This window comes from Nocardiopsis sp. M1B1 (assembly GCF_052466615.1).
Map to the genome: position 1 here is coordinate 4545827 of NZ_CP196194.1, position 18825 is coordinate 4564651.

At 72.7% G+C, this 18825-nt stretch carries 17 protein-coding genes and 1 tRNA gene; 8 read left to right on the plus strand and 10 right to left on the minus strand.

Features of this window, described 5'->3' with window-relative positions; genetic code table 11:
- Window positions 1-211 precede the first annotated feature (211 nt).
- Genes ACSTA4_RS19725 through ACSTA4_RS19735 form a run of 3 tightly spaced genes read left to right on the plus strand, consistent with a single transcriptional unit; the run spans window position 212 to window position 3524 of the window.
- A complete protein-coding gene (locus ACSTA4_RS19725; protein WP_444960554.1) occupies window positions 212-1297 on the plus strand; it encodes an AAA family ATPase in 1086 nt (361 codons plus the stop codon).
- Complete coding sequence (locus ACSTA4_RS19730; protein WP_444960555.1) at window positions 1294-2736, plus strand: vWA domain-containing protein; 1443 nt, start codon at window positions 1294-1296, stop codon at window positions 2734-2736. The genes ACSTA4_RS19725 and ACSTA4_RS19730 overlap by 4 nt, the downstream gene beginning before the upstream one ends.
- Window positions 2733-3524, plus strand: coding sequence for a hypothetical protein (locus tag ACSTA4_RS19735; RefSeq protein ID WP_444960556.1), 792 nt, complete (start codon window positions 2733-2735; stop codon window positions 3522-3524). Before ACSTA4_RS19730 ends, ACSTA4_RS19735 begins: the two co-directional genes overlap by 4 nt.
- Before the next feature lie 172 nt (window positions 3525-3696).
- On the opposite strand, the gene ACSTA4_RS19740 is transcribed toward ACSTA4_RS19735, so the two are convergent.
- The 3 genes from ACSTA4_RS19740 to ACSTA4_RS19750 form a co-directional block, all read right to left on the minus strand.
- Window positions 3697-4779, minus strand: a complete 1083-nt coding sequence (locus tag ACSTA4_RS19740; protein ID WP_444964218.1) for a TetR/AcrR family transcriptional regulator — start codon at window positions 4777-4779, stop codon at window positions 3697-3699.
- Between the two features lie 196 nt (window positions 4780-4975).
- On the minus strand, window positions 4976-5494 hold the full coding sequence (locus ACSTA4_RS19745; protein ID WP_444960557.1) for a hypothetical protein: 519 nt from the start codon (window positions 5492-5494) through the stop codon (window positions 4976-4978).
- Window positions 5495-5769: 275 nt separating this feature from the next.
- The gene (locus ACSTA4_RS19750) at window positions 5770-6510 is read right to left on the minus strand and encodes a TetR/AcrR family transcriptional regulator (protein WP_444960558.1); all 741 of its coding nucleotides are present in this window, start codon (window positions 6508-6510) and stop codon (window positions 5770-5772) included.
- Window positions 6511-6602: 92 nt separating this feature from the next.
- Here ACSTA4_RS19750 and ACSTA4_RS19755 point away from each other — a divergent pair, with 92 nt between their 5' ends.
- Together ACSTA4_RS19755 and ACSTA4_RS19760 are read left to right on the plus strand one after the other, a co-directional pair.
- Window positions 6603-7559, plus strand: a complete 957-nt coding sequence (locus ACSTA4_RS19755) for an ATP-binding cassette domain-containing protein (protein WP_444960559.1) — start codon at window positions 6603-6605, stop codon at window positions 7557-7559.
- Window positions 7556-8428, plus strand: a complete 873-nt coding sequence (locus ACSTA4_RS19760; protein ID WP_444960560.1) for an ABC transporter permease — start codon at window positions 7556-7558, stop codon at window positions 8426-8428. The genes ACSTA4_RS19755 and ACSTA4_RS19760 overlap by 4 nt, the downstream gene beginning before the upstream one ends.
- Window positions 8429-8562: 134 nt before the next feature.
- On the opposite strand, the gene ACSTA4_RS19765 is transcribed toward ACSTA4_RS19760, so the two are convergent.
- Window positions 8563-10143 (minus strand): pectate lyase family protein, encoded by a 1581-nt coding sequence (locus ACSTA4_RS19765; protein ID WP_444960561.1) that lies wholly within the window; start codon window positions 10141-10143, stop codon window positions 8563-8565.
- Between the two features lie 688 nt (window positions 10144-10831).
- Between ACSTA4_RS19765 and ACSTA4_RS19770 the strand changes: the two genes are divergently transcribed.
- Both ACSTA4_RS19770 and ACSTA4_RS19775 read left to right on the plus strand, forming a co-directional pair.
- Window positions 10832-11161, plus strand: a complete 330-nt coding sequence (locus tag ACSTA4_RS19770; protein ID WP_444960562.1) for a hypothetical protein — start codon at window positions 10832-10834, stop codon at window positions 11159-11161.
- Window positions 11158-12396: a zeta toxin family protein gene (locus tag ACSTA4_RS19775; RefSeq protein ID WP_444960563.1), complete on the plus strand. Its 1239-nt coding sequence runs from the start codon at window positions 11158-11160 to the stop codon at window positions 12394-12396. The genes ACSTA4_RS19770 and ACSTA4_RS19775 overlap by 4 nt, the downstream gene beginning before the upstream one ends.
- A gap of 114 nt (window positions 12397-12510) precedes the next feature.
- On the opposite strand, the gene ACSTA4_RS19780 is transcribed toward ACSTA4_RS19775, so the two are convergent.
- From ACSTA4_RS19780 to ACSTA4_RS19795, 4 genes are all read right to left on the minus strand, one after another.
- Window positions 12511-12584, minus strand: a tRNA-Val gene (locus ACSTA4_RS19780).
- A 50-nt stretch (window positions 12585-12634) separates the two neighbouring features.
- Window positions 12635-13087, minus strand: coding sequence for a peroxiredoxin (locus ACSTA4_RS19785; RefSeq protein ID WP_444960564.1), 453 nt, complete (start codon window positions 13085-13087; stop codon window positions 12635-12637).
- A gap of 93 nt (window positions 13088-13180) precedes the next feature.
- On the minus strand, window positions 13181-13606 hold the full coding sequence (locus ACSTA4_RS19790) for a DUF3052 domain-containing protein (RefSeq protein WP_013153961.1): 426 nt from the start codon (window positions 13604-13606) through the stop codon (window positions 13181-13183).
- Between the two features lie 169 nt (window positions 13607-13775).
- Complete coding sequence (locus tag ACSTA4_RS19795) at window positions 13776-14183, minus strand: secondary thiamine-phosphate synthase enzyme YjbQ (protein ID WP_212643656.1); 408 nt, start codon at window positions 14181-14183, stop codon at window positions 13776-13778.
- A gap of 128 nt (window positions 14184-14311) precedes the next feature.
- Between ACSTA4_RS19795 and ACSTA4_RS19800 the strand changes: the two genes are divergently transcribed.
- A complete protein-coding gene (locus tag ACSTA4_RS19800) occupies window positions 14312-15976 on the plus strand; it encodes an alkaline phosphatase D family protein (RefSeq protein ID WP_444960565.1) in 1665 nt (554 codons plus the stop codon).
- A gap of 115 nt (window positions 15977-16091) precedes the next feature.
- On the opposite strand, the gene ACSTA4_RS19805 is transcribed toward ACSTA4_RS19800, so the two are convergent.
- Window positions 16092-17135, minus strand: a complete 1044-nt coding sequence (locus tag ACSTA4_RS19805; RefSeq protein ID WP_444960566.1) for a hypothetical protein — start codon at window positions 17133-17135, stop codon at window positions 16092-16094.
- Between the two features lie 306 nt (window positions 17136-17441).
- Window positions 17442-18704, minus strand: a complete 1263-nt coding sequence (locus ACSTA4_RS19810) for a PucR family transcriptional regulator (protein WP_248771217.1) — start codon at window positions 18702-18704, stop codon at window positions 17442-17444.
- Window positions 18705-18825 lie beyond the last annotated feature (121 nt).

Genomic DNA, 18825 nt, shown 5'->3' on the forward strand with positions numbered 1-18825 from the left:
CGGGACGGGCCGCAAAGCAGGACCGCTCCGCACCCGCAGCCGGGGGACGGGCCGCGACCCTCCGCCCCGCCCCACCACCCGATCGTCAACTTCGATTGACTTTTTCCATGGGTCAACCTACGTTGACTCATGGAGGGAGCACACCTTCGCCGTCAGCGGGGACGCGCGCCACACGCCGCCGCACCCCGCCCGCACACCCCGGGAGGACCAGATGACGTCCCACTCCGCCGTCCGCACGGCGCTCGCCCTCGCCGTCCGCGCCGACCTGCCCGTCCTGCTGTGGGGCGCACCGGGGACCGGCAAGACCTCCGCGGTGACGGAGCTGGGCCGCGCGCTGGAGCTGCCCGTGGAGGTGGTGGTGGGCTCCATCCGCGAGCCCAGCGACTTCTCCGGGCTGCCCGTCGTCCGCGACGACGGCACCTGGTTCGCTCCCCCGCGCTGGGCCGAGCGCCTGACCGCGCGGGGCTCGGGCCTGCTCTTCCTCGACGAGCTGACCACCGCGCCTCCGGCGGTCCAGGCGGCCATGCTGCGCGTGGTGCTTGAACGCGCCGTGGGGGACCTCGCCCTGCCCGAGGGGGTGCGCGTGGTCGCCGCGGCCAACCCGCCCGGGCTGGCCGCCGACGGCTGGGAGCTGTCCGCGCCCCTGGCCAACCGGCTCGTCCACCTGGACTGGGAGGTCGGCGCCGCCGACGTGGCCGAGGGGTTCGTCCACGGCTTCGCCTCCGGGCCGCACCGACCCGAGCCGCCCGGCCCCGCGCGGGTGGCCGCCGCCCGGGCGACCGTGGGCGCGTTCCTGCGGGTGCGCCCCGAACTCGTGCTGTCGGTCCCCGACTCCCCCGAGCGCTCCGGGCGCGGCTGGCCGAGCCCGCGCAGCTGGGAGATGGCGGCGGTGGCCCTCGCGGCGGGGCGGGCCAACCCCGGCACGCAGGAGGCCGTGGCCGCCCTGGTGGCCGGGGCGGTGGGCGAGGCCGCGGGCTTCGAGGCGCTGTCGTGGCTGCGCACCCTGGACCTGCCCTCCCCCGAGGAACTGCTCGTCGACCCCTCCGCCGCGCTGCCCGACCGGGCGGACCGGCTGTACGCCCTGCTCGGCGCGCTGGCCGCGCACGTGGTCGCCGACGGGGGCACCGAGGTCTGGGAACGGTCCTGGGAGGTCGTGGCCCGGGTGGCGCGGACCGTCCCGGACGTGGCGGCGACCGCCGCGCGCACCCTGGCGGCCGGGCGGCCGGAGGGGGCGGCCACGCCCCGGGCCCTGCTCGACCTGGCCCCGGCCCTGCGTTCGGCGGGGATGCTGCCGTGAGCGCGCGGGATCGGCGGGACCCGACCCTGGACCGGTTCGCGTCGGCGCGGCTGTGGGCGGCGGCCCGCGCCCCGTACCTGGCGCACGCGCTGTTCGCGCTCACCCCGGTGGTCCTGGAGCCGCGTCTGGACGGGGCGGGCGGCGAGACGGTGGCGGACCCGGACTTTCGGGCCCTGCCCGCCGATACCCGGTGGAACGTGCATCTGGACCCCGGCACGGTGGCCGCGACCCCGGTGGAGGAGCTGGGCTGGTGGCTGCTGCACGGGATCGGACACCTGGTCCGCCGCCACGCCGAGCGCTCACCGGGCTCGGAACGCTCCCCGGACTCGGAGGGCGCTGCGGGGAGGGCCGGGCCGGGGCGGGGCTCCGCTCCGGCTTCCGGCGGGGGCGGGGACCGCGACCGGGACGCGCGCCTGTGGAACCGGGCCGCGGACGCCGAGGTCAACGACGACCTGGAGGCCGAGGGGCTGCCCGTCCCGGACGGGGTGCTCTCGCCGCGCGCGCTGGGCCTGCCGGAGGGGCGGATGGCCGAGGAGTACGTGTCGCTGATCGAGGTGCTGGAGGAGGCCCACTCCCGGGGCGGGCGGAGCGTCGCCGACCCGGTGGACTGCGGCGGCGCCGTCCACGGGACGCGGGGGCCGTCGGCGCCGGCGGGGGCCTCCGGCGGCCTGGACCCCCTGGAGCGGGACCTGCTGGAGCTGGCGCTGGCCGGGGAGATCACCGCGCGGGCCGCCGCGCGGACCGGGGTTCCGGGCGGGTGGCTGCGGTGGGCGCGGGAGCGGCTGCGCCCGTCGGTGGACTGGCGGGCCCGGCTGGGCGCGGTCGTGCGGCGGGGCGCGCACCGGGCCGCGGGCCGGACGGACTTCTCCTACCGGCGCCCCTCGCGCCGTCCCGGTCCCCGGGTTCACGGCGGGACGGCGGTACTGCCGTCCATGGTCGCCCCGGCGCCGGAGGTGGCCGTGGTGGTGGACACCTCCGGCAGCGTCCCTGACCCGGTGCTGGAGGTGTTCCTGGCCGAGACCGCCGCCGTGCTCGCCCGGGTCTGCGGGCCCGGCCGACGGCTGCGGGTGGTCTGCTGCGACCTGCGCGCCCACCCCGTGCAGACGGTGCGCCGGGCCGAAGAGATCCGACTGGTCGGGGGCGGGGGCACCGACCTGCGCGAGGGAATCGCGGCGGCGGTGGCGACTCGCCCCCGCCCGGACCTGCTGCTGGTGCTCACCGACGGGCACACGCCCTGGCCGGACCGGCCTCCGGCGGTACCGGTGGCGGTCGGCCTGGTCGGCGGCCCGGCCGCGCCGCCGCCACCGCCGGACTGGGCGCACGTGGTGCCCCTGCCCGCCGACCCCCGGCACGGACGGACGGGCGCCGGTGCCCACGGCACGGCGCCACCCACGAACCCGGGCCCCGCCGAGGGCCCCGACGGACGGAGGAGACCATGAACGTCGCGTTCGACGACCACGAACCCGGCCCCGAGGACCTGCACCTGTGGACCGCGCGCGGTTTCACCGTGGCGGACGCCCGCCGCTGGATCGACGCCGGGTTCGTGCTGGACTCCGCCGAGCGCTGGCGCGGCAGCGGCGTGTACCGGCCCGGCCCCGCCCTGGAGTGGCGCGCGGCCGGGATGACCCCGTACACGGTCCGGCCCATGCTCCGCGCGGGGATGACCCCGGGGGACGCCGTGCGCTGGCACGAACTGGGCTACTCCCCCGCCGAGGCGGCCGAACGGCACCTGGCGGGCGAGCGCCCCCGGCCCCGTCGGCTGCTGCGGGCCCTGTTGCCGGTGCGGCGGGCCCCCGGGCTGGACCTGAGCGAGGGGCAGGCCCAGACCCTGGACGCCCTGCTGTCGGCGGGGGTGCCCGCGGCGACCGCGCGCGCCTACCTGGACACGGGCTGGGACGGCGCCGAAGCCGTGCCGTGGGCCCGCGCGGGGGTGGACCCCGCACAGGCCCGGGTGTACCGGGCGATCGGGTTCTCCCCCCGGGAGGGCGCGGCGCTGGCCGGGGAGGGCCGCGACGCGCTGGCCCTCATGTGCGCGTGGTGGGACGCGGGCGTGCCCCGCGGGGAGGTCGCGGCCTGGGCGGTGGCGGGGTTCGGCTCGGCCGAGGCGGCGCGTGCCCGCGCCTCGGGCACGGGGCCGGAGGGGGCGCGGGTGCTGCGCGCCCTGGGCGGTCGGCCCCCGGCAGCGGAACCGGGCACGGAGGAGGGGCCGGGGACGGAGCCCTCCTGAACCGGTCAGCTGCCGCGGCTCCCCGGGGGGAGCGGCGTCACCGGACCGACAAGGTCCGCAGGACAGGTCGGGACCGCCGGACAGGCCTTCGGTGACGAGATCGCGAGGCGGGCCTCCCGGTTCGCGGACCGCCTCCCGGGGAGGGCCGACCGGCCCCCTGCCCGGGGGACGTCTACCGGTGGCCCGCCCGCTCGCCGAGGAACGCGGAGACGGCGTGGCCCGCGCCGCGGGCGTCGGAGCGGGCGGTGATCCGTCCGCCGACGACGCGGACGGCGCTCTCGGTGGCGTCGCCGACCACGGGCACGCCCGCGGCCGCGGCGATCTCACCGGAGGGGTCGAACACCACGCGCAGGCGCGGCCAGGCCCGCTCGGGGAAGGCCTGGCGCAGGCAACCGCACAGGTCCGCCACGGCCAACCGCGCGAGCGGGGTCAGCTCGTCGGGGTCCCCGGTGACCACCACGGCGGTCACCGGGGAGCCCGCGGGCGCGGAGCGCAGTGCCTCCTCCGCCGCTTCGAGGCGGCGCGTGCCCAGGACCGCCACGATCCCGTCCCCGGCCAGGGACACGGCGCGCCTGCGGACCGCGTCGAAGGCCTGCGGCGGCGACCACTCCTCGTCGACGGGCACCGCCCGGCGCACGTGCTCCAGATGAGGCGGGGGCCAGGCGTCCTCCAGGTCCAGGTCGGCCAGGCGCTCGCAGGCGCGCACCACCGCGAAGGGGTCCGCGAAGCCGGGCGCGACCCCGACCAGCTGGCCGGTCCCGTACAGGGTGGTGAGCACGGTCCCGGCCACGCGTACCCGGCGCCCGCCGGGGTCGGACGGGGGCGCCAACGCCTCCAGGGACAGGCCGAGCAGAAGCGCGTTCAACCGCATGAGCTGGGCGAAGGCGCTCCGGACCGGCTCGTCGGAGAGGACCTCGGGCGGAAGCGCGGTCCCGGTCAGCGGGGGCTCGCCGGTGGTGGGGAGCCGGGAGGCCCAGGCGCGGGCGAGCGCGCCCAGCGCCGCGCGGGCGGTGTGCCCGGGTTCGGGACGGGCGGCGTCGGCGGAGCGCTCGGCGGCGTCGGCCAGCACCGACAGGTACAGGGCGCGCTTGCCGGGGAAGTTGGAGTAGACCGCGCCCCGGGTGAGGTCGACCCGTTCGGCGATACGGTCGACCTTGGCGTCGCGGAAACCGTGCTCGGCGAACTCGTCCCCGGCCGCGGACAGCACGCGCGCCCGGTTGCGGGCCTGGCGCTGCGCCCTGGTGAGCCGGACCATCGTGCTTCCCCTCGCTTCGGCGTCCACCCATCCTACGGTGGGATGCTCGGAGTACCCGGATACCCGGGAAATTCCGATGCCCCGCGTATCCGGACACGGGCGCGGGCCGCCCCAGAGGCTCGGACGGCCACCGGCCACCGGAGACCGGGCCCGCGCCGACCGGAGCCGGGAGGGCCCTCGACGACAGGGGCGAGGGTCAGAAGTGCTCCCGCAGCCACCGCGCGCGCCGCATCAGGTGCCGGGCGTCGGCGAGGGCGTGGTGCAGCCCCGACCTCTGGGGCGGAAGCCTCGGGTCGCCCAGCCGGACCGCCTCCTGTTTGAGGTCGTGGGTGAGGAAGGGCACCTCGCGCGGCATCTCCCGGGGCGTTCCCCACAGCTGGCACAGCAGAACGTGGTCGTACGAGCCGTACCACGCCCACAGCTGCGGTTCGGGGGTGTCGCGCAGGAACTCGTGCACCATGCGCGCGATCTCCCCGCGGGTGCGCACGTGCGGGTGGCCGGTGTCCAGGACGGCGCCCTCCGGCCCGCCGCGCAGGGGCAGCTGCGGCCAGACGTGCTCGGACAGCCACGGGTGCGAGCGCACGAGGTCCTGGTCGAACTCGGAGCTGACCGCGTACAGCTCGCGGCCGTCCTCGGCCACCATGCCGATGCTGACCAGGACCAGGGGGTGGTCCGGTCCCCGTTCGACGAACTCGGTGTCGTAGTACACGCGCATGTGCGCTCCCCTCCGGGCGGCCGGACGGGCCGGTGCGCCCGTGCCGCGTGGAGTCCGGCCCGTCGGCCACGGTCGCACACGCACGGGCCCCGCGTCAGCGGGTTCGCCGCCTCCGCCGGGCGAAGATGCACCCGTCGGGCGAAGACGCACCCCTCGGCACGCGACGGCCGGTCCGTCCGAACGAATCGGGCGGACCGGCCGGTTGTCCGGTCGGCAGTCCGCGAAGGCAGCCGTCCGGAGCCCCCGTCCCCTCTCCGCCCCGTGCCGGTGCCCGCTCAGCGAGCGGCCCGGCGCGCCACCTCCCGATCGATTCCGTCCAGCATCGACCTCAGCCCCAGGGCGAAGGTCTCCTCCCAGTCCGCGTCGAAGGCGTCGTCGTCCATGGCCGCCATGGTGGGGAAGCCGCCGGACTCCATGGCCTTGACCAGTACCGAGAACTGGTTGCCCCAGAACTCCTCGTCCGTCATGCCGCTCTCGGCCGTGGCGTTCTCGTACAGGATCCTCTGGCGCGCCGAACCGGTGACGTAGGAGTCCAGCGCGGAGATCACCATGAACTTCTCCCGGTCGCTGAAGGGCAGGTCCGTCAGGCCGGACATGGTCTCCTCCATCTCCGCGACACTGTTGGGGCCCAGCACCGGCCGACTCCAGTTGACCTGGAGAAGCCACCGGTGCCTCAGGTACAGCTCCCGGCCCCGCCACGCGGCGGTGGCGAGTGTGTCCCGCCAGCCGCCGCCCGGGGTGAGGCGGCCGAGCTGGGTGCCGCTGACGTGATCGAGCATGAGGTTGAGCAGCTCGGACTTGTTCGGAACGTAGCGGTACAGGGACATCGTGCCCATCCCGAGCGCAGCGGCCAGTTTGCGCATGGACAGGGCCTCGATGCCCTCGGCATCGGCGATGGCGATGCCGGCGTTCACGATCCGCTCCAGGGACAGGGTGGGTCTGGGGCCCTTCCGGGACTCGGGAAGGCCCTCCCAGAGCAGTTGTTGGCTCCGGGCGAGCGGGTTCTCCTCGGTCATGCCCTCTCCCTCGGCACGGAGGCGGTTGTGTACTGCGGACAGCGTACGCTACCGTGCTGCGTACAACGTACTCAGATACCGGGAGGCCCCCCGTGAGGTCATCGGAACCAGCGGTCCTGACCAGTGGTCTGACCAAGCGGTACGGAAAGAGACTGGCCCTCGACGGAGTGGACCTCACGGTGCCGCGCGGTTCGGTCCACGGTCTGCTCGGTCCCAACGGCGCGGGGAAGACGACGGCGGTGCGCGTCCTCGCCACGCTCACCAGAGGCGACGCGGGGAAGGCGGCGGTCGCCGGTTACGACGTGCGCACCCAGCCGCGGGAGGTCCGCGCGAGCATCGGCCTGGTCGGGCAGCGGACAGCCGTCGACGACCTCCTCAGCGCCCGGCAGAACCTCACCACCTTCGGACGGCTCTTCCGACTGGACAAGGCGGCGGCCCGCCGCCGCGCCGACGAACTGCTGGACCTCTTCGGGCTGGCGGACGCCGCTAAGAACTCGCCCGGGACCTTCTCCGGCGGGATGCGTCGCAGACTGGACCTCGCCGCCGGCATGATCCTCGCCCCGGACGTGCTCTTCCTGGACGAGCCGACCACCGGTCTGGACCCGGCGGGGCGACGCGAGGTCTGGCACGCGGTGCGCGGACTCTCCGAACAGGGCACCACGGTGCTGCTGACCACCCACTACCTCGACGAGGCCGACCAGCTCTGCGACCGGATCAGCGTCATCGACGAGGGCAGGAACTTCGTCGACGACACCCCGGCCGGACTGAAACGGCGGATCGGTGACGAGCGACTGGAGGTCGCCGTCGCGAACCCCGACGCGCTGCCCCGGGTCGCCGAGGTCGTCGGCCGGGTGGTCGGCGTCGACGTGGCGCTCACCGGGGGAAGCATCAGCGTCCCCGTGGCCGACGGCGTCCGCGCGCTGACCGAGGTCGCCGCCGAGGTCCGCCGACGGGGTCTGGAGATCGCGGACATAGGGCTGCGTCGGCCCACCCTGGACGAGGCCTTCCTCCACCTGACCGCACGGCTCGCCGAGGAGACCGCCCGATGAGCGACCCCGACCGGACGCACCCTTCCCCCACGGCCTCCCGGGTCCTGCCCTCGGGCCCCGTCTCCCGGCTCCTGTGGGCCGTCAAGGACTGCTGGACGATCGTCGTGCAGGAGTTCACCCACCTGGCACGCCAACCCTCCACGTTCGCTTGGCAGCTCGGCATGCCGGTGGTGATGGTGCTCATGTTCGTCTACGTCTTCGGCTCGGCCATGGACGTCACCGGACAGGGCGCGGGCGAGGGGTACGTCGACTACGCCATGCCCGGCATGTTCGCGATGATCATGGCCTTCGGGTTCATGAACACGGCGTTCTCCGTGACCCTGAACAAGGAGAAGGGGTTCATGGACCGTTTCCGGTCCATGCCCATGTCCCCGTCGGCCGTGGTGACCGGCCGAGGGGTCGCCGACATCATCCAGGCGGCGATCGACCTCGCGGTCATCGCGGGGCTGGCACTGGTCATCGGCTGGCGCGCGGGCGGGAGCCCGGTCGAGACGCTGTCCGCCTTCGCACTGCTGCTGTGGCTGCGGCTCGCCCTGATCTTCGTGGGCGTCTACCTGGGCCTGGTGATCAGGAACACCGAGGTGGCGGGCTCCCTCTTCGCCGTCGCCTTCCCGCTCGGTTTCATCTCCTCGGTCTTCGCCCCACCGGAGATGATGCCGGGCTGGCTCGGGGCCGTCGCGGCGTGGAACCCGGTGTCCTCGACGGCGAACGCGATCCGCGAGCTCTTCGCGACCCCCGGCGCGGGCGCGGGCGGGGCGAGCTACTGGATCGACGGGCACGCGATCGGCGGTGCGCTCGCCTGGCCGACCGTGATCATGCTGGTCTTCGTCCCGCTGGCGGTGCGGCGGTTCCGGAACCTGGGCGGCTAGTACCGCCGAGGCGGCACCCACGGCTCGGCCCCGGCGTCGACGCCGGAACGGCCGGTCCGTCCGAACGAATCGGGCGGACCGGCCGGTGTCCGGTCGGCTCAGGTGCTCCGGGCCGGATCGGTCACGGTGGGCTGTTAGCCGGCGTAGGTCTCGAACTCGGCGACGCGCGGCGTGCCGTTCGAGCTGGTGATCTCGAAGTTGATCTTGCGCAGCGTCGTCGGGTCGAAGCTGATGACGCCCGCTCCGCTCCCGGTGGCCAGGACGTCACCGGTGTCGTGGTCGACGACGCGCCAGGAGCCGATGTTGCCCTCGGCCCCGGCCGCCTCGCGGATGTTGACCGTGGACACCGTGGTGTCGGCGCCCCACTTGACCGAGACGCGGCCGGTCGAGCCGCTCGGCGACCAGTAGGTGCCCATGTCGCCGTCGACGACGTTGCCGTAGCTGGTGCCGCTGGCCTTGCCCGAACCGTCGGCTCCGGCCCCGGCGCTGAGGTTGGTCCCCTCCGGCGGGTCGGTCGGGTCCGGGTCCGGGGGGTCGGTCGGGTCGGGGTCCGGCGGGTCGGTCGGGTCGGGGTCCGGCGGGTCAGTGGGGTCCGGGTCCGGCGGGTTCTCCGCCTCGCAGTTGCCGTCCGAGACCTGGTTGCCCTTGTTCGCGCCCGCGATCTGGCCCAGCATCCCCGGCACGCACCCGGCGTCGTCGAGCTCGTAGGAGTAGGGGATGCTCACCGACGTGGTGGACTCGGGGTTGGGCCCGGCGGGGTAGTTCTCGTCGCCCTGGCTGGACCAGGTCACGTTGTCGAAGATGTTGCCGCCGACCTCCCAGGTGCCCCTCTCGTCGGTGTAGAAGGTGCCCAGGACGTCCTTGGAGTCCTCGAAGTAGTTGTTCTCCACCTTCGCTCTGGCGCCGGCCCGGGAGTTGATGCCGGACTCGTGCAGCTGCGTGTAGTGGTTGTTGTACATGTGGCCTATGCCGCCGCGCAGCAGGGGCGCGCGCGAGTCCAGGTTCTCGAACCGGTTGTGGTGGTACGTGACGTAGCCGTTCGAGCGGTCGCTCTCACTGGACCCGACCAGGCCGCCGCGACCGGAGTTGCGCAGGATGCTGTAGGAGAGGGTGACGTACTGGGTGTTGTTCTTCATGTCGAAGAGGCCGTCGTAGCCCTCCGACTCACCGCCCGACGCCTCCAGGGTGACGTGGTCCACCCAGACGTTGCGGACGCCGCTCTCCATGCCGATGGCGTCGCCGCCGTTGGACGTGGGCGAACCGGACTTCTTGACGTTCCGGACGGTCACGTTCTGGATGATGATGTTGCTGGACTCACGGATGTGGATGCCCAGCTGGTCGAACACGGCTCCGCTGCCGGTGCCGACGATCGTGACGTTGCTGATGTTCTTGAGCTCGATCACGTCGTCGGCGGTGTCGCAGCTGTCGCCCGACACCTTGGAGGTGTTGCCGTGGTTGATGGACCCCTGGACCTCGATGACGATCGGGGTGCTGGCGCTGGCCCGGTTGCACAGGGCCTCGTGGATTTGGGTTCCGGTCGTGGCCCGCACCGTCTGCCCGCCCGCGCCGCCGGTGGTCCCGCCGTTCTGGGTCGCGTAACCCGTGGCGCTACCGGTCTGCGCGGCCGCCGAGGACATCGGCATGGCCAGACCGGCCGCCACCACCGCCGAGGCGGCCAACGTCGACAGGAGTCGACGCGTGGTTGTTCTTCTCACCGCTTGCCTTTCCAGTAGGGATGAGTACTGGGGTGTCCCAACTCACATTAGAGAAAGCGCTTTCCATGTCAAGAGGGTTAATGCAAACGCTTGCAAGAGGGACAGGTGTTGCGACAGCATTGCAGGCCTGTGAACTGCGGGTTTACTGACAGCGGCGAAAAAAATGGGATCGAGTCCCTCGAAGTATGCAACCGGTTGGGGCACCCCACCGGCCACACCGCAGGGCTGTAAGGCCTTCTCCGACCGGCGCCCGGACCGCCCCGACGGCTCCGGTCGGGCCCCGGCCGCCGGCGGATGGTCCGTGGCCGTCGTGCCGGCCTCCGCGTGGGCCCAGCGGCGCCGGGTGTCCCCCGCGGACGCCGCACACCGGTGATCCGTGTTCCACTACGTGCTCGGGATCAGGTGTTCGAGCGCGAGTGCGGTCCGGGCGAGCTGGAGTCACAGCTCGGCGATCCCCTCTTCGGCTCGGGCCGGTTCGACAGCAACCGCACGAGCAGCACGGCGAACTGCCCACAGGAGGGCAGGGGCCGACCGGAGGAAATCATCCGCTCCTCGTTCCAGTCCGGCAAGCCGCCAAGCAGGTGCAACGGTCGACTCGTCCGAGAAATCCGAACAGTCACAAGGGGACCCGGGCCGCTCGGACACAGATGTTATCATCACGCCATTCAACGTCTGAGGAGATGATTCCATGAACCATGAGAAAAAAAGTGATAAGCGTGGTAAGACTCCTCGAAAGTCCCACCCCTTCCCACCCGAGGGCATGGACCTGACGGAGTATCTGGACCTGAAAGAGAAGGCGAAATCCTATATTGAGATGGCAATGTATCTGTACTCGAACCTGGCCTTCAAGGAGGTTGATTCCCAGCAAAAAGAAAAATTCGACAACGAGAGCAACCGGCATGCGGATCTACTGAAGTCCATGAAGTGGATGGAAGTAGAGGTGGCAAAGCCGATCGTCGCCGAGTATCCGGATCTCATTCGTCGGCTTCGTGAAAAGGACAAGCGGAGAGACTCGTGAGCCAAACCAGCGACCCCCGGGATGCCGCCCAGATTGAGCAGAACAAGAACAGGCGCATCCGCTCTCTGGTTCCCGACGACGTTCCCGTTCGTTCGGACGGCGAGAAACCGCAGTTCATCATCATCGCAGGCCAACAGGCCGCAGGTAAAACGACGACCCAGGAAAGGGTGGCCTACGCCCTCGGGACGTCGGCCGCGACCTACGACAGCGACGACAACGCCAAGATCCATCCGCGGTACGCGGAGATCATGCGGGACAACGGCCTCCAGGGCCAGTCCGTCGTGGAGCAGAAACTACCCGCCGACCTCCACGAGGAGCTGATCGGCCACCTTCGCGGTGACATGGGCGGCCCCAAGTACGACGTGGTCGCCAGCCATCCCTTCGGGAGGCAAGAGTATGCCGACTACTGGATCGACGGGTTCCGCAGTCGGGGATATGAGACGACCGTGGTGTTCATCGCGACCCACGAGTCGAACAGCATGCTCGGTATCGCCCACCGCTATCAGAGGGACCGAGACGACCCCACGAGGGAGTACGGGAGGTGGGTCGACCCCCGCCTCCACGATATGGCCTACGCGAACAACCCACACGTCGCGCACTACCTGGAATCCACGGGCAGGGTCGACCACATCTACGTGACCGACCGCAACGGCGAGGTCCTCTACGAGAACCATCGCACGCCGGACGGGTCCATGCGGAACGACCTCGGTGCCCGAGAGGCGATCGTCAAGGAGCGCAACAGAATCCCCACCCCCCAAGAGACCGCGCGCTTCGACTCCACCGTCGCCTACATGCGCAGCACGGATCCCGCGGTGCGGACCGAACCGGTCGACGACATGGTCAAGATGACCGTCGACTACGCGGAGCAGGATCAACAGGGCCTGCGGCGCAGTGGGACCGTGGTCGCGGAGCCCACGGCATCCGGACCGCAGAGGACAATCGGCGAGGCGCTCCAGGAGCAACTCCAGGAGACGACTGTGACTCCGGGACCGGCCAGGACCGGTCGGACGTCCAGAGCCATGCGCATCGCTCAGAGCGGACAGCTCTCATCCAGCACCTCCAGAGCCGCACGTATCGCCCAGAGCGGACAGCTCTCATCCAGCACCTCCAGAGCCGCGCGCATCGCCCGGAGCGGAATCGGCCCGCCCGGAACGCGCTCGCAGAAAACCGGTAGTACACCGGGTCTGAGCGATAACTCACCGGACAGCGGCGGTGACCGCGGCATCGATTTCTGAGCGGCCCCGGCCACAGAGGGGTACCTCGGGGGGTTCGGGGTCTCCCCCCGGTAAACACGAAGGACGACCCGGCGAGGCGGCCGAAGGCCGCCGAGCAGGGTCGTCCTGAGTCCGTGGGCGCGAAGGGACTCGAACCCCTGACCTATTGCTTGTAAGGCAATTGCTCTAACCAACTGAGCTACGCGCCCGTGCGTCGGACGAGATCATACCGCTTCGCCGCAATCACCGCGTCCGGGTCTCAGACCAGCTCGCGCAGCTGCCGCAGGTACTCGTCCACGTCGCGCGGCTCGGAGAACCCCGTGAGGGTGGACCAGCGCACGACTCCCCCGGCGTCGATCAGGAAGGTCCCCCGCCGTGCGGTGCCCCGCCGGGGGTCGAACACCCCGTAGGACTGGGCCACGCCGCCGTGCGGCCAGAAGTCCGACAGCAGGGGGAACGGGAAGCCCTCCCGGTCGGACCAGGTGCGCAGGGCGAAGACGGAGTCCACCGACACCGCCATGACCTCGGCGCCGAGGTCGGCGAACTCGGGGTGGCGCGCGCTCAGCTCGGCGAGCTCTCCCGAGCACACGCCGGAGAAGGCCAGCGGGTAGAAGACCAGCAGGACGGGGTGGCCCGGCACCGGGGAGGTGTCCTGGCCGTACTGGTCCTGGAGGGTGAAGTCGGGCGCGGGGGCGCCCACGGGGGCGGTCATGGATCCCTTTCGTCGGCGGGCACTCCTCAGCGCCGCGCGCCCGCCTCTGGGACGCGCGGCACCGGATGCCTCACCCTCGGCGGGTGGTGTCCGTCACCGCTTGGGAACGACCAGACGCGTACCCGACCAGTCCGCGCCGATGCTGACCGCGCTGGTCTGGGAGAGGCCCGACGTCGTCGCGGCCTCGGCGACCTCGTTGGGCGACACGTGCAGGTCACGGCCCGCCTTGGGTGTGAGCACCAGGATGGTTCCGCCGTCGGCGATGGTGGTCACGGTGTCCATCAGCGCGTCGGTGAGGTCCTCCTCCTCGTCGGACCGCCACCACAGCAGTGCCGCGTCGACGTCGCCGTCGTAGTCCTCGTCGACCAGCTCCTCACCGGTGAGTTCGGTGATGGATGCGCGCAGGTTCTCGTCGACGTCGTCGTCGAAGCCGAATTCCTGCACCACCTGACCCGGCTTGAATCCGAGTCGGTCAGCCAAGCCGCGTTCGCTCTGTGCCTGGCCCGCGGTCGCGCTCACGAAAGTTCTCCTCCACAGATGGTTTTTATCAATCTTGCCTGCACGAAGCAGTTGTCACAACGACGCCGGGCTGTTTGCGCGCCCGGCACGTGGGTCCGCTGACCATCGCTGATGGCCTAGTTCACACGCTAGCGGCATGTTCCGTCAACGCGCTGCCAAACCTTGCCCGTCAGGACGAGAGGTAGGACAGGCGCACCCGCCGGTCGGGGTTGTCCACGTTGAGGTCCACCACGGCGATGGACTGCCACGTGCCCAGTTCGAGTCTGCCGCCGACGACGGGGACGGTGGTCTGGGGTGCGACGAAGGCGGGCATCACGTGCGACCTGCCGTGACCCCGCGAGCCGTGCTTGTGCCGCCACCGGTCGTCGGCGGGCAGCAGGTCGGCCAGGGAGGCGAGGAGGTCGTCGTCGGACCCCGCCCCGAGCTCGATGATCGCCACACCCGCCGTGGCGTGCGGGACGAAGACGTTGAGCAGTCCGTCCCCTCCGGCCCCGGCGACGAAGTCGCCGCACTGGCGGGTGATGTCGGTGATGCTCTCCGATCCACCGGTGTGCAGCTCCAGGATCTGTGTCCTCATAGCGCCACCTTCGCGCAGGCGCGGCGCTCGTGCAACCATCCGGGTCCCGGCTGTGGATGGCGCTCGGCCCCGCGAGGGGCCATACTCGTCCCCCACATGTGCGAACCTGGTCGAAAGGAGGCGAAACGGTGACTGCTTCTTTACTTCTGGGGCCCCTGCTCAGGCACCCGGGGGAGACCACCTCCACGGTGTGGGTGGAGACGGACGCCCCCTGCGCGGTGCGCGTCGTGGTCGACGGCGCCGCCGAGGCGACCGCGCGGACCTTCACCGTGCACGGCCACCACTACGCCGTCTGCACGGTGGCGGGGCTGGCCCCGGGCGCCCGCCTGCCCTACGAGGTCTTCCTGGACGAGGACCGGGTCTGGCCGGAGCCGGACAGCCCCTTCCCGCCCAGCACGGTGCACACCGTGGACCCGGAGGCGCCCACGCGGCTGCTGTACGGGTCCTGCCACACGCCCACCCACGACTCACCCGAGGGCGTGGTCCGCTACGGCCCCGACATGCTGCGCGCCACGGCCCGGCGGCTGGCCCGCGAACCGGTCGAGGGCAACCTGGCGCTGCTGCTCATCGGCGACCAGGTCTACGCCGACGAGGTGCAGGAGTCGATGCTCGCGTTCCTGCGCGAGCGGCGCGCCCGCGGGGGCGCCCGCGGGGGCGCCCGCGACGACCCCGACGACGAGGTCGTGTACTACGACGAGTACGCCGAGCTGTACCGGCAGGCCTGGAGCGACCCGCAGGTACGTTGGCTGCTGTCCACCGTGCCGACCCTGATGGTCTTCGACGACCACGACGTCCGCGACGACTGGAACACCTCCGCCGCCTGGCGGCGCGCCATGGACCGGCGGCCCTGGTGGCGCAGGCGCATCACCAGCGGCCTTGGCTCCTACTGGGTGTACCAGCACCTGGGCAACCTCTCCGAGCAGGAGAGGGACCGCGACCGGCTGTGGAAGCGGGTGCTCGACGCCGACGGCGACGCCGAGGATCTGGTCGACGCCTTCGCCTGGCAGGCCCACAGCGAGCCGTCGAGCTACCAGTGGGGGCACCACCACGACTTCGGCGGGGTCCGGCTCGTGATGGCCGACACCCGCTGCTCCCGCGCCCTGGGCGAGGGCGACCCCTCCGACGGGTCCAGGTCGATCCTGGGGCCCCAGGGCCACGACTGGCTGGACGGGCACCTGACCGGCGGGCCGGACCACGTCGTGGTCGCCTCGACCGTCCCGGTGCTGCTGCCCCCGGCCGTGCACCGGCTGGAGGCCTGGAACGAGGCGGTGTGCGCGGGCGCCTGGGGGCGGTGGCTGACGGGGCCCGCCGAACGGCTGCGCCAGGACATCGACCTGGAGCACTGGGCGGCCTTCCAGTACTCCTTCCGCCGCCTGTCCGACGCCGTGGGCGAGCTCGCGCGGGGCGAACGCGGCCCGGCACCGGCCACCGTGCTGTTCCTGGGCGGGGACGTGCACTTCTCCTACCTGGCGCGCGCCCGCCACCGCGGGGGCGGCGCGAGCCGGGTGACCCAGCTGGTCTCCTCCCCGCTGTGCAACCAGGCCCCGACGAGCATGCGCCGCATGGTCCGACTGTCGGTGAGCCGCCCGCTGCGGGCGATCGGGTGGCTGCTGACGCGGCTGGCGGGGGTCCCCGAGCCCGATCTGAGCTGGGACCTGGGGTCGGCCCCCTACTTCGGCAACACCCTGGGCCAGGTGGACTTCGCCGGGCGCGGGGCCCGGGCCTCCTGGTACCACTGCGCCCGGGGCGGGGGCGACGCGCTGCCCGACGTCCGCATGACCGCGGACCTCTGACGGTCCCCGCACCGGCGCGCGGCCCCCGCCCGCGCAGCGGGAGCCAAACGCCGCCGGGGGCGCCGCGGGCCGGGACCGGCCGACGGCGCCCCCGGACGGGGCGGGGCTTGTCAGGTCAGGGCTTGTTGGGCGTGGGGCGCCGGCTGGACTGGGCGCCGCGCCGCGGCTTGCGCACCGAGAGCCCGAGGGCGCCGCTGCCCTGCTCCAGGATGTGCCGGGCCCGGTTCACCGTGCCGCGGGGCGTGCGGGCGGGGGCGGCCTCCGCCCCGGCGCCCTCCTCCGCGTCGTCCCCGGCCTCGGCGTCCCCGTCCAGGTGGGGCATCGCCCGGGTCGGCCGGACCTCTCTGCCGAGTTCCCCGTCCCCCGACGCGGCGCCCAGGTGCGGCAGGACCTCGGTCGGCTTCTCCTCGTCGGCGGCCGGGGACGCCTTCGAACGGCCGGACTCCAGGTGCGGGAGCACGTCGGTGGCCTCCTGGTCCACCGGCCGGATGGGCCGGGTGCGCTCCGTGGCGGCCGGGTCGGCGGCGGTGTCGCCCACCTGCTCGCTCTCCTCGCGCACGGCCTCCTTCCAGGCCTTCTCCTCCTCCGACTTGCGCCGGTCCTGCCGGGCGTTCTCGGCCCGCCAGGCGCGCCAGCCGCGCACCGCGGGGGTGATGACCGGCCAGGTCACCTTCGCCGGGCGCGACAGCGCGTGCCACAGGTAGGCGGTGGTGCCCCACGCCTCCATGGCCCGGCGCGCCTTGGTGATGGTGAAGAAGGTGGGCAGGGCCAGCAGCAGCTGCGGCCAGGCCAGCGCCAACGCGGCGAACAACGGGTACAGGCCCCCGCCGATCACCGACGCGGCCGCGCCGATCACCACCGGCACCAGGGCCAGCGTGATGCGCAGACCGGTGAACTGGCGGAAGCGGTGCAGCGAGCGGCGCGCGGAGACCTGCGGCACCAGCCCCTCGGGAAGGGGCGTGGGCTGCACGACCAGCGCGAGCAGCATCGTTCCGACGCCCACGCTGGCGGCCAGCAGTATCGTCCACCCCGCGGCGGCCAGTTCGCCGCCGACCAGCGGGTAGACCACGCCCAGCACGGGCAGCGGCGCGGGGAGCCAGAACAGCGCCCGTCTGCGCAGCTCACCCTCCTGAGTGGGCGCGAGAACGTAATCGATCATCGGACGGAAGAGCCGGGACCCTATCCTCGGTCGCTCGACCACAGCGTTGACCCCCCAAGAACGTCGTGACGGGGCGGTGCGGGGACCTTCGCCCGAGGATGACGCAGCCTCAACGGTCCCGTCGGCAACCCGCCCACCACAAAGCTATCCCTTTTCATGTGGTCCCCGGGCGTACACAACCAGTTACCGACATACCCGGCTCTGGTGAAACTTCCATAAGGGGACGGACATGGCAGGCAACGATCAGGTTACGCGGCGGGTTCCCCTCGTCGGGGCCGCGGCCGGAACCGGCCGACCCCGGAGAGGTCAGGCGTCGTCGGTCCGCGCGAGCCGCCCGAGGGCGACCGCCACCCGCAGGACGAAGGAGCCGCGCCCGTCCGAGGGCGTGCGCCCGGTGAGCTCGGCGATGCGGCTGAGCCGGTAGCGGACCGTGTTGGGGTGCACGAACAGCATCCGCGCGGTGGCCTCCAGCGACGAGGCGTGCTCCAGGTACACCGAGAGTGTGTCCAGCAGGGGCGACCCCGCGCCCAGCAGGGGCACGTACACCTCCTCGACCAATTGCCCGCGCGCCTCGGCCTCGCCCTGGAGGGCGCGCTCGGGCAGCAGGTCGTCGGCGAGCACCGGGCGCGGCGCGTCCGGCCAGGCCACGGCGGCCCGCAGCCCGTTGACCGCGGCGCGCAGCGAGGCCCCCGCGGACCGCAGGTCGGGGACGGCGGGCCCCACCACCACCGGACCCGAGCCGAAGAGCCCGGCCAGCGGCTCGGCGGCGGCCGCGGGCAGGTCCTCCGCCGGGTAGCGGTCCCCCACGCCGATGACCACGACCACGCGGCGGCCCTGCATCCCGGCCAGCACGTCGTGGCCGAGGCGGCGCGCGGCCGAGCGCAGGTCGTCCAAGACCTTGCCGCCGTCGTCGTCGCCGACCTCCCCGGCCACCGCGACGACCGGGGTGTGCGACCAGCTCAGCGCCGAACCCCAGGTCTGGAGGCCGTCCTCCTGGTCGCCGTGCAGCAGGGCGTCCACGATCAGGGCCTCCAGGCGCGCGTCCCACGCGCCCCGCGCCTCGGCGGCGCGCGCGTAGACCTTCGCGGAGCTGAAGGCCACCTCACGCGTGTAGCGCAGCACGGCCTCGCGCAGCTGCTGGGCTCCGCCGGGGGCGGCCAGCTCCTCCACCTGGCCCTCGACCACGTCGATGACCACGCGGATCATGTCAACGGTCTGCTGGAGGGAGACCGAGCGCGTGAGCTCGCGCGGCGCGGTGCCGAAGACCTCGACGGTGATGGCCGGGCGGCCGCGCACCGGGTTGCGGAACCAGTCGACGAAGGCGGCCACCCCGGACTGGGCGACCAGGCCGATCCACGAGCGGTCCTCGGCCGACATCCGGCGGAACCAGCCCAGGCGCTGTTCCATGCGGGCCACGGCGGCCGTGCCGAGCGCGCCCATGGAGCGCTCCAGGCGGCGCACGGTCTCGGCCCGCACGCGTTCCTGCTCCGTGGGGACGGAGGTGTGCGCGCCCTCCGGGGCCGCCGTGGCGCCCTGGTCGTCCGGGGTCTGGTGGGGTTCGGTGTTCACCTCTCCAGGTTCGCATCCCGCGGCACCCGGCCGGCGGGCCGCCCCGTGTCCCCGGTGGACGGAAACCGCTGGCGTGAGCGGGCGCGCGCGCAGCGTACCGTCGGAGGGTGACCTCTCCCAC